Raw genomic sequence first — 13135 nt, forward strand, 5'->3', positions numbered from 1 at the left:
GGCTCGCAGGGCACCCCCGTACAAGCAAGAAAGGCGTCAACAGACTGTGATCGTCCGATCGTTCCAGGAGATCGAAGGCACCGACCGCCATGTGAAGAGCAAGTCGGGCACATGGGAGAGCAAGCGCATCGTCCTCGCCAAGGAGAAAGTCGGTTTCTCCCTGCATGAGACGATCCTGTACGCGGGTACGGAGACATCGATGTGGTATGCGAACCACATCGAGGCCGTACTGTGCGTGGAGGGTGAGGCGGAGCTCACCAACGAGGAGACCGGCGAGAAGCACTGGATCAAGCCCGGGACCATGTACCTCCTCGACGGTCATGAGCGCCACACCATGCGTCCCAAGACGGATTTCCGGTGTGTGTGCGTCTTCAACCCTCCCGTGACAGGACGGGAGGACCATGATGAGAACGGTGTCTACCCGCTGCTGACTGAGGAGGGCTGAACAATGACCGTCACACCGGAGATCAACGACCTCTACCCGAGCCGTGGCGCCACCGAGGTGGCTCTGCCGCGCATGGACCCGGTCGTCTGGAGTGCGCCTGGCGCCCCGGGCCCGATCCCCGCCTCCGAGCTTCAGGCTTATGAGCGTGACGGTTTCCTCCCGATCGAGCAGCTGATCACGGCTGACGAGGTCGCGGAGTACCACGCCGAGCTGGAGCGCCTGGTCACGGACCCGCAGATCAAAGCCGACGAGCGCTCCATCGTGGAGCCGAAGTCGGCGGAGATCCGCACGGTCTTCGAGGTGCACCGCATCAGCGAGGTCTTCGCGAAACTCGTCGCCGACGAGCGCGTCGTCGGCCGGGCGCGGCAGATCCTGGGCTCGGACGTGTACGTCCACCAGTCCCGGATCAACGTCAAGCCCGGCTTCGGTGCCACCGGCTTCTACTGGCACTCGGACTTCGAGACCTGGCACGCCGAGGACGGCCTGCCGAACATGCGCACGGTCTCGGTGTCCATCGCGCTCACCGAGAACTACGACACCAACGGCGGTCTCATGATCATGCCGGGGTCGCACAAGACCTTCCTCGGCTGTGAGGGCGCCACCCCGAAGGACAACTACAAGAAGTCCCTGCAGATGCAGGACGCGGGCACGCCCTCGGACGAGGCCCTGACGAAGTTCGCCGACCAGCACGGCATCCGGCTGTTCACCGGCAAGGCCGGCTCGGCGACCTGGTTCGACTGCAACGCCATGCACGGCTCGGGGGACAACATCACCCCGTACCCGCGCAGCAACTTCTTCCTCGTCTTCAACAGCGTGGAGAACAAGGCGGTGGAACCCTTCGCGGCGCCGGTGCGGCGTCCGGAGTTCATCGGGGCACGGGACTTCACGCCCGTGCGCTGAGCACGGCCGCGGAAGGGCCCGGCTCCCCTCGGGGGACCGGGCCCTTCGGCGTGCGCGATGCTCAGGCGGCGGCCAGCAGGTCGAGGAGCCGGTCCACATCGGCCGCGGAGTTGTACAGGTGGAAGGCGGCCCGCAGATTGCCGGCCCGGTCCGAGACGGAGACCCCGGCTTCCTGGAACGCGGGCTGGAGGCCGCCGAGCCCCGGCACCGAGACGATCGCCGAGCCGGGCGCGGGCACCGGCTCCCGGCCGATCCGGTCGAGCCCGGCGCGGAAGCGGTCGGCGAGGGCGAGATCGTGCGCCCGGATGGCCGGGAGCCCGATCTCCTCGACGAGGTCGAGGGCGTGCCGGGCCGCGGTGAAGGAGAGCAGGCTCGGGCTCTCGTCGAACCGCCGTGCCGAGCGGGCGAATTCGGTGACCGGCCCGTAGCAGCTGTCGAAGGGGCTCTCCCCCGCCACCCAGCCCGCGAAGACGGGGCTCAGCCCGCCGAGGTCCTCCGGCACGGTCAGGAAGCCGACGCCGCGCGGCGAGAGCAGCCACTTGTAGGCCACGTCCACCGTGAAGTCGTACTGCCCGGCGTCGAAGTCGAGCCAGCCGAGCGCCTGCGAGACATCGATGCAGGTACGGGCGCCGTGCGCGGCGGCGGCCGAGCGGATCGCCGCCAGGTCGGCGACGCGCCCGTCGGCCGACTGCACGGCGCTGACCGCCACCAGCGCGGTGCCGGGCCGCACGGACTCGGCGATCCGCTCCAGCGGGACGGTACGGACTTTCAGATCGGCGCGTACGTGGAAGGGGTTCACCGCGGAGGCGAAGTCTCCCTCGGCGGTGAGGACTTCGGCGCCGGACGGAAGCGAGGTGGCGATGAGTCCGACATAGGTGGCGACCGAGGAACCGGCCGCCACGCGCTCCACCGGCACTTGGGCCAGCCGCGCGTAGCCCGCCCGCGCGGCCTCCACGTCGGCGAACATGTCGAGGGGGGCGCCCTCGGCGACGGACTGCGCCGCCTCGTGCAGCGCGGCGACACTCCGGGCCGGGAGGAGTCCCGCACTCGCGGTGTTGAGGTAGGTGGACCGGGGGGCGAACTGCTCGCCTGCGAGGCTGCCTGCCAGATTCTCCATGGGGCCACTCTGCGCCCCGGCCGACCTGAAGTCCATTGCCCGGAATTGCGGGGTATCTCCAAGCAGTCCTTATGAGTGGGCGCTGAGCTGGGGTTACGCGGCCCTGATCGCGGGCGGGTCCGCCTCGCGTCCCGCGTTCGTCCCGTCCGCCCCCGTGTGCGTCAGACCCGCGCGGGCCGACCGGCCCTGCCGCTCTCCTCCGCCTGTCCGGTGGCCGCCGCCATCCTGCTGAACTGCGCGCGGTAGGCGCTCGGGGTCAGGCCGGTGCGGCGGACCAGATGGGTGCGGAGCGAGTCCGCGGTGCCGAGTCCGCAGGCCCCGGCGATGCGGTCCATGCCGAGCGTGGTGGTCTCCAGGAGTTCCTTGGCCCGTTCGACGCGCTGGTGCAGCAGCCACTGGAGGGGGCTGACCCCGCTCTCCGCGTGGAAGCGGCGGGTGAGGGTGCGCACCGAGACGCCCGCGTGCCGCGCCAGGTCGGCCAGGGTGAGCGGCTCGTCGAGGCGCCGCATCGCCCAGCCGCGGGTGTCGGCACAGGCGGTGCCCCGCTCGGGCGGCAGCGGGGTCTGGGTGAACTGGGTCTGGCCGCCGGGACGTACGGGGGCCACCAGGGCGAGCCGGGCGACCTCGTTGGCGACGGCGGCGCCGTAGTCGGAGCGGATCATGTGCAGGCACAGGTCGATGCCCGCCGCGTACCCGGAGGCGGTCAGGATCCGGCCGTCCTCGACATAAAGGACGTCGCCCTTGAGATCGAGCGCGGGATGGCGGCCGCGCAGCTCGGCCGCGAGCTGCCAGTAGGTGGTGGCGCTGCGCCCGTCGAGCAGCCCGGCCTCGGCCAGGAGGAAGGCGCCGCTGCACAGCGAGGCGACCCGCAGCCCCGCCGCGGCGGCCGCGCGGACGGCCCGTACGGCACGCGGATCGGGCTCGTAGCGGTCGCCGGTGCCCGCGACCAGCACGGTGTCGGCCCGCGCCAGCTCGTCGAGGCCGCGGTCCACGTGCAGGGCGAGCCCGCCGGTGGTCGGCACCGGGCCCGGCTCGGGCGTGCAGATCGTGACCTCGTAGCCCGGCCGGCCCGCCAAGTCGACCTTGGAGAAGAGGAGTTCGGGGATCGCCAGATTGAACATGGACAGCGGGGCCGGGGCGACGACCGCGACCCGGTGCGGTTGCCGCCCGCCCTCCCGCGGCCCGGCGGACGGCGGCCCGCCCGGCACGGGCGACCCCGGCTCGGCGGCCGTAGGGACGGGGGCGTCGGTCGGATGCGTCATGATGGCCAGAACCTCCGGAGCCATGGCATTCAGGCCACTACTGTACGGGGCCGCGCCCGGCGAACCTGAGGGCATGTCCGCGAAGACCACCGCACGGCCCGTCCCCGGCGCCCCGCCGCGCCCCCGCCCCCTCTCCCCCGGCGGCACCCTGCTCGCCGCCCTCCTCGGCTTCGGCCTGATCACCCTCGACGCCACCGTCGTCACCGTCGCGCTGCCCGCCATCGGCGACCGGCTCGGCGGCGGAATGGCCGGACTCCAGTGGGTGGTCGACGGCTATACGCTCCCCTTCGCCGCCCTGATGCTCTCCACCGGCGCCTTCGCCGACCGGGCGGGCGCCACCCGGGCCTTCGCCCTCGGGGTCGCCCTGTTCACCCTCGCCTCCGCCGCCTGCGGCGCGGCCCCGGCCCTGCCGGTGCTGCTCGCCGCCCGCGTGGTGCAGGGCGTCGGCGCGGCCGTGGTGCTGCCCGCCTCGCTCGCCCTGGTCCGGGGCGCCTATCCGGACCCCGCCCGGCGGGCCCGCGCGGTGGCGCTCTGGGCGGCGGGCGGCTCGGTCGCGGTGGCACTCGGTCCGGTCGCGGGCGGCGCGCTCACCACCTTCTGGGACTGGCGCGCCCTGTTCCTGCTCAACCTGCCCGTGGGCGCCCTCGTCCTGCTGCTCCTGCGCCGGGCCCCGGCGGCGAGGCGGCGGCCCGCCCCGGTGGACCTGCCCGGGCAGCTGCTCGCCGTCCTCGCCCTGACCGCGCTGACCTTCGCCGTCATCGAGCGGGGCGGCACCGGACTGCTCGCGCTCGCCCTCGCGGCCGCGGCCTTCGCCGCCTTCCTCCTGGTGGAGTCGCGCCACCCGCACCCCGCCGTCCCGCTCACCCTCTTCCGCGACCGCACGGCCGCCATCGCGGTCGCCGCCGGAGCCGCGTGCAGCGTGGCCTTCTACGGGGCGGTCTTCGTCTTCGCCCTCTTCTTCCAGCGGGTGCAAGGGCACTCGGCGCTCTACGCGGGCCTGATGTTCCTGCCGATGACGGGCCTGATCTCGGCGGTGAACCTGCTCTCCGGGCGGCTCGCCGGACGCCTCGGCCCGCGCCCGCCGATGCTGGCGGGCCAGCTCCTCGCGGTGGCCGGGCTGCTCCTGCTCCTGCTGGTCGGCGCGGACACCCCCGGCGGACTGCTCGCGCTCGCCCTGGTCCCGCTGGCCCTCGGCTGCGCGCTCACCATCCCGCCGCTGACCGCCGCCATGATGGACGCGGTGCCCGCCGAGCGCGCGGGGCTCGCCGCCGGGGTGCTGAACTCCGCCCGGCAGGTGGCGGGCGGCCTCGGCATCGCCGGGATCGGCTCGCTCGTCGAGGGCGGCGGCGCCGGGGGCACCACCACCGGCGCGGACTTCACCTCGGGCCTGCACACCGGACTGCTGGCCGCAGCCGCGCTGCTCGCCCTGACGGCGGCGGCCACCTGGCGGCTGCCGCGGGGCCGGGCCGCCCACCGGGAGGCGGGCGTTGTCAGTGCCAGCGCCTAGGCTTCCGCAGCAAGCCGGGCTCGCAGGACGCGGCGCCCGGTAGCCGCTCCACATCCGTATCCGTACGCCCGTCTTCGGGCTCACACCCGCCCCACGGAGGCTCGATGGACGTCGCCCTGCGCCCGGTGCACGACAGTGACCTGCCGGTCTTCTTCCGGCAGCGGACCGACCCCGAGTCGGTGCGGATGGCCGCCTTCGGCCCCGAGGAGTACGCGGACCGCGACCGCTTCGACGCGCACTGGGCGCGGATACGGGCGGTCCCGTCGAGCGACGTGCTGCGCACGGTGCTGCTCGACGGGGACGTGGTCGGCAGCGTCGCGGTCTACGGCCCGCCTCAGGAGCGCGAGGTGACGTACTGGATCGACCGGTACTACTGGGGACGCGGGGTGGCGACGGCCGCGCTGCGCGCCCTGCTCGGCGAGGTGTCCGAACGGCCGCTGCGGGCCCGCGCGGCGGCGGACAACGCGGGCTCGCGGCGGGTCCTGGAGAAGTGCGGATTCCGTCTCGTCGGCCGGGACCGGGGCTTCGCGCACGGCCGGGGCGAGGAGACCGAGGAGGTCGTGCTGCGGCTGGACGCCTAGGCGGTGGGCCCAAGGACGCCCGGGCGGTGGAACCGGGGTCGACAGCGCCCCGACGACCACCGCGCCGGGCCCACCGGGCGGAACCGACCCGCGGTCAGCCCCGCCCGGCTCCCGTACGCCCGAGTCGGCCGCGCCCGGGTTCAGTCGACGCCGAGGACCTGCTTGACCGGGTCGATGGCGAAGTAGACGACGAAGAGCGCGGCGGTCGCCCAGAGCAGCCAGTGCACCGAACGGGCCTTGCCGAGCACGGTCTTGAGCACCACGAAGGAGACGAAACCGGCGCCGATGCCATTGGTGATCGAGTAGGTGAAGGGCATCACGGCGATGGTCAGGAAGGCGGGCACGGCGATCTCCGGCTGCTGCCAGTCGATCCGGCCGACCTGCGCCATCATCAGGAAGCCCACGGCGATCAGCGCGGGCGCGGCGGCCTGCATCGGCACGATGGTCAGCAGCGGCGTCAGGAAGAGCGCGAGGCCGAACATGCCGCCGGTGACCAGGTTGGCGAAGCCGGTGCGCGCCCCCTCGCCGACGCCCGCCGCCGACTCGATGTACGAGGTGCTGGAGGAGGCCGAGGCCGCGCCGCCCGCCACCGCCGCGGCGCCGTCGATGAGCAGCACCCGGCCGAGGTTCGGCACCCGGCCGTCCTGGTCCACCAGGCCCGCCTCGGTGCTGATGGCGACGACGGTGCCCATGGTGTCGAAGAAGTCCGAGAGGACCAGGGTGAAGAGCAGCAGCACCACGGTGAGCGCGCCCGCCTCGCCGAAGGCCCCGAAGAGGCTGAAGTCGCCGAGCAGTCCGAAGTCGGGGGCGGCGACCACGTCCGAGGGGACGGTGGGCCGGGTGAGGCCCCAGTTGTCCACCGTGGCGACCTCGTTGACGAGCACGGCGAGGGCGGTCATCACCACGATGCTCAGCAGGATGGCCCCCTTGACCCGGCGCACCAGCAGGCTGACCGTGAGCAGCACCCCGAGGCAGAAGACCAGGGCGGGCCAGCCGCTGAGTTCGCCGCTGCCGCCGAGCTGTACCGGCACGGTGGTCTCGGCGGCGTCCGGGATACGGGTGACGAAGCCCGCGTCGACGAAGCCGATGAAGGCGATGAACAGGCCGATGCCCACGCTGATCGCCACCTTCAGCGGCTGCGGTATCGCGTGCATCACCGCCTCGCGCAGCCCGGTGACCACGAGCAGGCAGATCAGCAGCCCCTCCAGGACCACCAGGCCCATCGCGTCGGACCAGCTCATCATCGGCGCGATCTGGTAGGCGACCACGACGTTCAGGCCGAGCCCGGCGGCGAGCGCCAGCGGCAGATTGCCGCCGACCCCCATGATCACCGTCATCACGGCGGCCACCAGGGCGGTGGCGGTGGCCAGTTCGGCGGCGTCGAGCTGGTGGCCGTACTTGTCCTTCGCGCCGCTGAGGATGATCGGGTTGAGGACGAGGATGTACGCCATCGTGAAGAAGGTGGCGAGGCCGCCGCGGGCCTCCCGGCCGAGGGAGGAGCCGCGGGCGCTGATGTGGAAGAAGCGGTCGAGGCCGCCCGCGCCCCCGGGCCGGGTACCGCTGTCTCTCACCGGGCTGCTGCTCCTGGCCATGCGCGCTCCTCGCTCCGGGGCCCGCGGGCCCGCTCGGGGACGGACGGATTCCGTCTGCGGCCGGATTGTGCCGCGCGCGAGGCCCCGGCAGGTGTGCGGCGTGTTACGGAATCGGGCGCCCAGCGTGGCCCCGGCCACCGGGAACGTCCAGGGGTCACGCGCCAATCCGCCCGCGTGACCCCCGGGAAGCGGTCGCGGTGGTCAGCTTCGCGGGCTCCACTCCGGCTCGCGGCCGCTCAGCCCGATCGTCCGGTCGAGCAGCGGCGCCCCGGCGGGCACCTCGACCACCGGCCCGAAGATCGGCGGGCGTTCGCTCTCCTCGGCGGCCTGGGCGAGGAAGCCGTGCGCGGCCCGCAGCGCGGCCGGGTCCGGCGCGTACTCCTGACCGGTGGCGCGGGCCAGATCCCAGCCGTGCACGAGGAGTTCGTCGGCGACCACCAGGGCGGCCACCTCGCCGGGCAGGTCGACACCGCCGGCCCTGGTCATCCCCTGGTACGCGGCGGGCTCCCGCCAGGCCTCGGCCAGTTCGGCGAAGAGGCGCGGCAGAGCGGTGCGCCAGTCCTCGCGCAGCTCGGGCGTCCGCGAGTCCGGGGAGACGTCGAGTCCGGGACCGAGGTTCTTGCGGCCCGCGTCGGCGAAGGCACCGGTCAACTCCACGAGGTGCCCGAGCAACTGCCGCACCGTGTAGTCCGGGCAGGGCGTCGGCTGAGCGAACTGCTCCTCCCGCACCCCCTCCGCGAGGCGCAGCACCTCCTTGGTCTGCGGACCCAGATCGAGGATGTCGGCCATGGTGCTTCTCCCTGGTGGTGAGTTGTGGGTTCTGAGTTGTGGGTCGTGGGTCGTGGGTTGTGAGTTGCGGGTCGTGGGTCGTGGGTTGTGAGTTGCGGGTCGTGGGTTGTGAGTCGCTGATTGTGAGTTGTGGGTCGCGACTTGTCGGTTGTGGGCTGTGGTTTGTGACCTGTGGGTTCTCTCTTGATTTCTCTTGTCGGGGATGGGCCTCGGGTGCGGTTGCGGGTGAGTGAGCGGTCTCGGATGCGCCCGCGCTCGACAGCCCGGGAGCGCCCGGCGCCCGTACAGAGGTAGACCGCGCCCGCCGCCGGAACTCATCGCCGCGCCGCCGGGCCGGTCTCCCGTCGCCGCCTCTGAGGTGGCCGGGGCGTCCGGGGATACGGCAGGTGCCCGATGCCCGGGCGGTGTCCCGCCGCGCAGGATCACTTCCGTGGACACCACGAACGCCCTCAGGGGCACTCTCCGGCCGGTGCTCGCCGACCGCAACGCCAGGCTCTGCCTCGCCACCGTCCTGGTCTCGGGCTTCGGCTCCACCGCCCTCTGGCTGACGGCCGGGATCTGGGTGAAGGACCGCACCGGCTCGGACAGCCTGGCCGCGCTGTGCGCCTTCGCCCTGTGGGCACCGCAGCTCGCGGGCCCGCTGCTCGGCACCCTCGCCGACCGCCACCGGCGCCGGCCCCTGCTCCTCGCGGGCAATCTGGCCCTCGCGCCCCTCGTCGCCTCCCTCTGCCTCGCGGGCTCCCGCCTCTGGTACGTACTGGGCGTGCTCTTCCTGTACGGCGCCCTCGGCGCGGTGCTGGACGCGGCCGAGACGGCGCTGGTGGCCACCGCCCTGGACGGCGCGCTCCTCGGTGCGATGAACGGACTGCGGACGGCCGCGGGCGAGGGCACCAAACTGCTCGCCCCGCTCGCCGGGGCCGCCCTCTACACCGCCTCCGGCATCCGCGCGGTCGCCCTCCTGGACGCCGCGAGCTTCCTGCTCACCGCCTGGCTGGTCCTGCTGCTCCGGGTACGGGAGAGCCCGCCGCCGCGCACCGGGGACCGCCTCGCCGGGACCCTCGCGGGCGCCCGCCACCTCTGGCACACGGCGGCCCTGCGCCCGCTCGTCCTCGCCGCGGGCGCCACCCTCGGACTCGCCGGACTGAACGGCGCGCTGCTCTTCGCCGTCGTGGACCGCGGACTCGGCCGCCCCGCCGCCTTCGCCGGAATCCTCTACGCGGCCCAGGGCGCCGGTTCGGTCCTGTGCGGGCTCGCCTCGGGCGCCCTGCTGCGCCGCTGCGGGGAGCGCGGGCTGGCCGTCCTCGGCATCGGCGTCTTCGCGGTCGCGGTGGCCCTGCGCGCGCTGCCGTACGCCCCGCTCGCCGTGGGGTGCAGCCTGCTGATCGGGGCGGGCCTGCCCTGCGTACTGATCGCCGCGTTCACCGCCGTCCAGCGGGGGACGCCGCCCGCGCTCCTCGGCCGGGTCGCCGCCACCGCGAGCACCGTGGTCTTCGTCCCGAACGCGCTCGCCCTCGGCCTCGGTTCGGGCCTGGTCGCCGTGGCCGACCACCGGCTGCTGCTCGGCCTGGCGGGGGCCGCGGGCCTGCTCTGCGCGGGGGCGCTCGCCCGTAGCAAAGCGGGTTCGCGGACCGGCGGGAGCGGGGAGCGGCGGGGTCCGGGACGGCCGGAAAACATCTCCCCCGGGTAAGGGAACGGTAAAGCGGGGTCGCTCGTTACTCCTGGCATGACAGCTATGACCCCCGGTTCGAACATCCCCCTGCCCGTCCCGACGGTGGCGGTCGAGGTCGCCGCCCCGGTGCGGCTGGACGTCTCGGGCCTGCTGCTCACCGGCGACGGCAAGGTGCGCTCCGACGACGACTTCATCTTCTACAACCAGCCCTCCGGCCCCGGTGTCACCTACCGCAGCGGGAACGGCGCGGGCCCCGACTCGGTCACCGTGGACACCGCCGCGGTGCCGCCGGGCATCGAGAAGATCGTCGTGACGGCCAGCCCCGACGCGGCGGGCCAGAGCTTCCAGGGCATCGAGCCGACGGCCACCGTCCGCGACCCCGCCACCGGCGCGGCGCTGGCGAGCTTCACCCCGCCGGGCCTCGGCACCGAGACCGCGCTCGTCGTGATGGAGATCTACCGGCGCAACGGCGCCTGGAAGGTCCGCGCCGTGGGCCAGGGCTATGCGAACGGCCTCGCCGGAATCGCCACCGACTTCGGTGTGAGCGTCGCCGACGAACCGGCCCCCGCCCCGCAGTCCGCGCCCCCGGCCGCCCCGATGGCCGCACCCGCGCCGCCCTCGGCACCGCCGTCCGCTCCTCCGGCCGGGCCCCCGTCCGCGCCTCCGGCGGGACCGCCGTCCGCTCCCCCGGTGGGGGCCGCTGCGCCCGCCGCCCCGGCCGCGCCTCCCGCGGGGGCGCCGGGCGCCGGGAAGATCAGCCTGGACAAGGGCCGGGTCAGCCTGCAGAAGAACCAGTCGGTCTCGCTGGTCAAGGGCGGCCGTCCGCTGCTCTCCCAGGTCAAGATGGGCCTCGGCTGGGAGCCCGCCTTCCGCGGCAAGGACATCGACCTGGACGCCTCGGTCATCGCCTACGGCCCGCAGCGCAACCACCTGGACAGCTGCTACTTCGGCAAGCTGTCCATCCTCAACGGCTCCATCAAGCACTCCGGCGACAATCTGACCGGTGAGGGCGCGGGTGACGACGAGGTGATCGTGGTCGACCTCGGCCGCCTGCCGCAGGAGGCCACCGGCCTGGTCTTCACGGTCAACTCCTTCTCCGGGCAGAAGTTCACCGATGTCGCCAAGGCCTACTGCCGCCTGCTCGACGCGGCGACCGGCGAGGAGCTGGTCCGCTTCGACCTGACCGGCGCCGAGCCGCAGACCGGCGTGATGATGTGCAAGCTCATCCGCCAGTTCTCCGGCGAGTGGGAGATGACCGCGATGGGCAACTTCGTCAAGTCCCGTACGGTACGCGGCATGGTGAAGCCCGCGGCCCAGGCACTCTGAGCCGCGGGCACTCCGAGCAGCAAACCCCGCAGGCGGCACGCGGCGCCGGACACCCGTCCGGCGCCGCGCTGTTCACCGGGCCAAGGCCCCGGCTCCGCACCTGTCAGTCGCACCACGGCCAGTCGGCGTCCCGCCCGGCCTCCAGGAGCGGCACCATCCGGAAGGCCGCGTCGCTCAGCCCGCCGAAGGTGTGGCGTCCCGGCCGCCCGGCGGGCCCGTGCCCGGTGCGGTAACCGGCCAGGTTCCAGGTGTAGACCGGGACCTGGGCCGGCACCTGGGCGGCCGGATCCCCGGCGCCGTGGTGGGCGGCCTGCTCGTCGGTGACGATCAGGACCCGGTCGTGCCCTCGGTAGTGGCGGCGCACCGCTCCGGTCGTGTCGGTGCCGCCCAGGTCGCCGAAGCGCCCGAGCACCTTCAGCACCGACTCCCCCTTGCGAAAGCGCACCGGCGCGCTGCTCGTGCCGAACTCGACGAGGTCCGCCCCGGCCGCCCGCAGCGCGAGCGCCGAGCCGAAGACCGCCGCCGCGTCCGCCCGGTTCAGCTCGGAGCGCTCCGAGAGGCGGGAGTAGAACATCGAACCCGACCGGTCGACCAGCACCAGCGTCCGCCCGGGCAGCGCGGGCACGTTCGCCAACGAGTGCCCGAGGGCCTGCTCCAGCGGGTACGACCAGCGCAGCGAGGGCGCGTGCCGGTAGGCGGCGAGATAGCGGAACGGGAACTGCCGCGAGCGCGCGACCTGCTCGGGGTCCGCGATCGTCGCCGCGACCCGCGCGGCCACCTCGTCCGAGACCCCCGCCTCGTCGAAGTTGCGCAGATTGCGCACCAGCGCCATCGCCCCCATGGAGGGGATCACGGCCTCCCAGGCGGCCCGGTCCATCGGCCCCTGGAGCCAGCCGGCCAGCGCCTCCCAGGTGATCCCCGCCTCCGCGAGCCGCTCGGCCGCGTCCGGGGCGGTCACCACGGCCCGCCGCCGCTCCACCGGCAGCGCCATCAGCGCCCGGTGCGCGGTGAGCATCCGGTCCGCGGCGGGCGGCAGGGCGGTCTCGGGGTGGTGGCGCCGGTCCAGGGCGTACTGGAAGAGCGCGCCCTGCCCGGGCTTGTCCGGATCCGGCGCCGCGTGCACCAGGTTGAGGATGTCGCCGAAGCGGTAGCCCTTGGCGGCGGTGTCGTACTTCAGCAGCGCCCGGGAGGTGTACATGCGCCGTATGGCATCGGCGACGCCCCGCTTCACGGGCTTGGGCAGCGCGCGGCCGTACCGCGAGGTCCAGTAGCCGAGCAGCTCGCCGGGCTCGTCGGGGCGCCGGAGCACCGAGGCGACGACCTGCCGCCCGGTGGGACCCTCGGTCAGCCCCGCGTCCAGGCGGGCGCGGACGTACTCGGCGGCGCCCACCAGCGAGGCGGTGCGCAGCCCGCCGGGTCCGCGCAGCCAGCCGAGCAGGCCCGCGGTCCACTCCGGGTCCTCGACCGCCAACTGCCGTACCAGGGCGGCGAACCGGTCGTCCCGGTCGGCGCCGTCCTCGTAGAAGGTGCGCTGGGAGACGAAGTTGGCGACCGCGAGCAGGAAGAGCTCGCCGCGCGCGTCCCGCCGCTGCCCCTTGCCGCCCTCATGGGTACGGGCAGGGCCGGCCGAACGGACCGGCGAGAGGCCGCGGGCGGCCTTCCGGAAACGGGTGTTGAAGCGCGCCATGAGAATTCCCCCGAATTCTGAGCGATGGACAAGCCGAGGAAGGATGCCGGAGAACACGACATCGGGAAAACGAACGAAGAAGAGGGAGAAGAAGAGGAAGCAGGAGAAGGAGAAGCACGGGGGAAAGCACACACGGAAGTGTCCGAGTTCGTGGTCGGCCGCGGAACATAATCGCGTGCTCTGCCGAATTGAGCTACACCGCCCGAAGCGATGACGGGACTCGAACCCGCAACCTCGTGATCCCGAAGTATCCGCTGCCT

At 73.4% G+C, this 13135-nt stretch carries 11 protein-coding genes; 6 read left to right on the plus strand and 5 right to left on the minus strand.

Going from position 1 to position 13135, the window contains the following annotated elements:
- The first annotated feature begins 46 nt into the window (after nt 1-46).
- On the plus strand, nt 47-445 hold the full coding sequence (locus HFV08_RS08180) for an ectoine synthase (protein ID WP_168537365.1): 399 nt from the start codon (nt 47-49) through the stop codon (nt 443-445).
- Between the two features lie 3 nt (nt 446-448).
- On the plus strand, nt 449-1345 hold the full coding sequence (thpD, locus tag HFV08_RS08185; protein WP_040254674.1) for an ectoine hydroxylase: 897 nt from the start codon (nt 449-451) through the stop codon (nt 1343-1345).
- A gap of 61 nt (nt 1346-1406) precedes the next feature.
- On the opposite strand, the gene HFV08_RS08190 is transcribed toward thpD, so the two are convergent.
- Together HFV08_RS08190 and HFV08_RS08195 are read right to left on the minus strand one after the other, a co-directional pair.
- Nucleotides 1407-2498 (minus strand): aminotransferase class V-fold PLP-dependent enzyme, encoded by a 1092-nt coding sequence (locus tag HFV08_RS08190; protein ID WP_168537367.1) that lies wholly within the window; start codon nt 2496-2498, stop codon nt 1407-1409.
- 125 nt (nt 2499-2623) lie between these two features.
- A complete protein-coding gene (locus tag HFV08_RS08195) occupies nt 2624-3583 on the minus strand; it encodes a GlxA family transcriptional regulator (protein ID WP_168537369.1) in 960 nt (319 codons plus the stop codon).
- Between the two features lie 214 nt (nt 3584-3797).
- Here HFV08_RS08195 and HFV08_RS08200 point away from each other — a divergent pair, with 214 nt between their 5' ends.
- Nucleotides 3798-5231 (plus strand): MFS transporter, encoded by a 1434-nt coding sequence (locus tag HFV08_RS08200; protein WP_246341604.1) that lies wholly within the window; start codon nt 3798-3800, stop codon nt 5229-5231.
- A 104-nt stretch (nt 5232-5335) separates the two neighbouring features.
- Nucleotides 5336-5812, plus strand: coding sequence for a GNAT family N-acetyltransferase (locus HFV08_RS08205; RefSeq protein WP_168537371.1), 477 nt, complete (start codon nt 5336-5338; stop codon nt 5810-5812).
- Between the two features lie 140 nt (nt 5813-5952).
- On the opposite strand, the gene HFV08_RS08210 is transcribed toward HFV08_RS08205, so the two are convergent.
- Nucleotides 5953-7404, minus strand: coding sequence for an NCS2 family permease (locus HFV08_RS08210; protein WP_168537373.1), 1452 nt, complete (start codon nt 7402-7404; stop codon nt 5953-5955).
- A 201-nt stretch (nt 7405-7605) separates the two neighbouring features.
- Nucleotides 7606-8193, minus strand: a complete 588-nt coding sequence (locus HFV08_RS08215) for a TIGR03086 family metal-binding protein (protein WP_168537375.1) — start codon at nt 8191-8193, stop codon at nt 7606-7608.
- Nucleotides 8194-8623: 430 nt separating this feature from the next.
- Between HFV08_RS08215 and HFV08_RS08220 the strand changes: the two genes are divergently transcribed.
- Complete coding sequence (locus HFV08_RS08220) at nt 8624-9880, plus strand: MFS transporter (protein ID WP_168537377.1); 1257 nt, start codon at nt 8624-8626, stop codon at nt 9878-9880.
- A gap of 45 nt (nt 9881-9925) precedes the next feature.
- Nucleotides 9926-11188 carry a TerD family protein gene (locus HFV08_RS08225; protein WP_168537895.1) on the plus strand — a complete coding sequence of 421 codons (1263 nt, stop codon included), beginning with the start codon at nt 9926-9928 and terminating at the stop codon, nt 11186-11188.
- Nucleotides 11189-11291: 103 nt separating this feature from the next.
- Here HFV08_RS08225 and HFV08_RS08230 read toward each other — a convergent pair whose 3' ends face one another.
- A complete protein-coding gene (locus HFV08_RS08230; protein WP_168537379.1) occupies nt 11292-12875 on the minus strand; it encodes a TROVE domain-containing protein in 1584 nt (527 codons plus the stop codon).
- Nucleotides 12876-13135 lie beyond the last annotated feature (260 nt).

The sequence above is a fragment of the Streptomyces physcomitrii genome, assembly GCF_012273655.1.
Lineage (GTDB): Bacteria > Actinomycetota > Actinomycetes > Streptomycetales > Streptomycetaceae > Streptomyces > Streptomyces physcomitrii.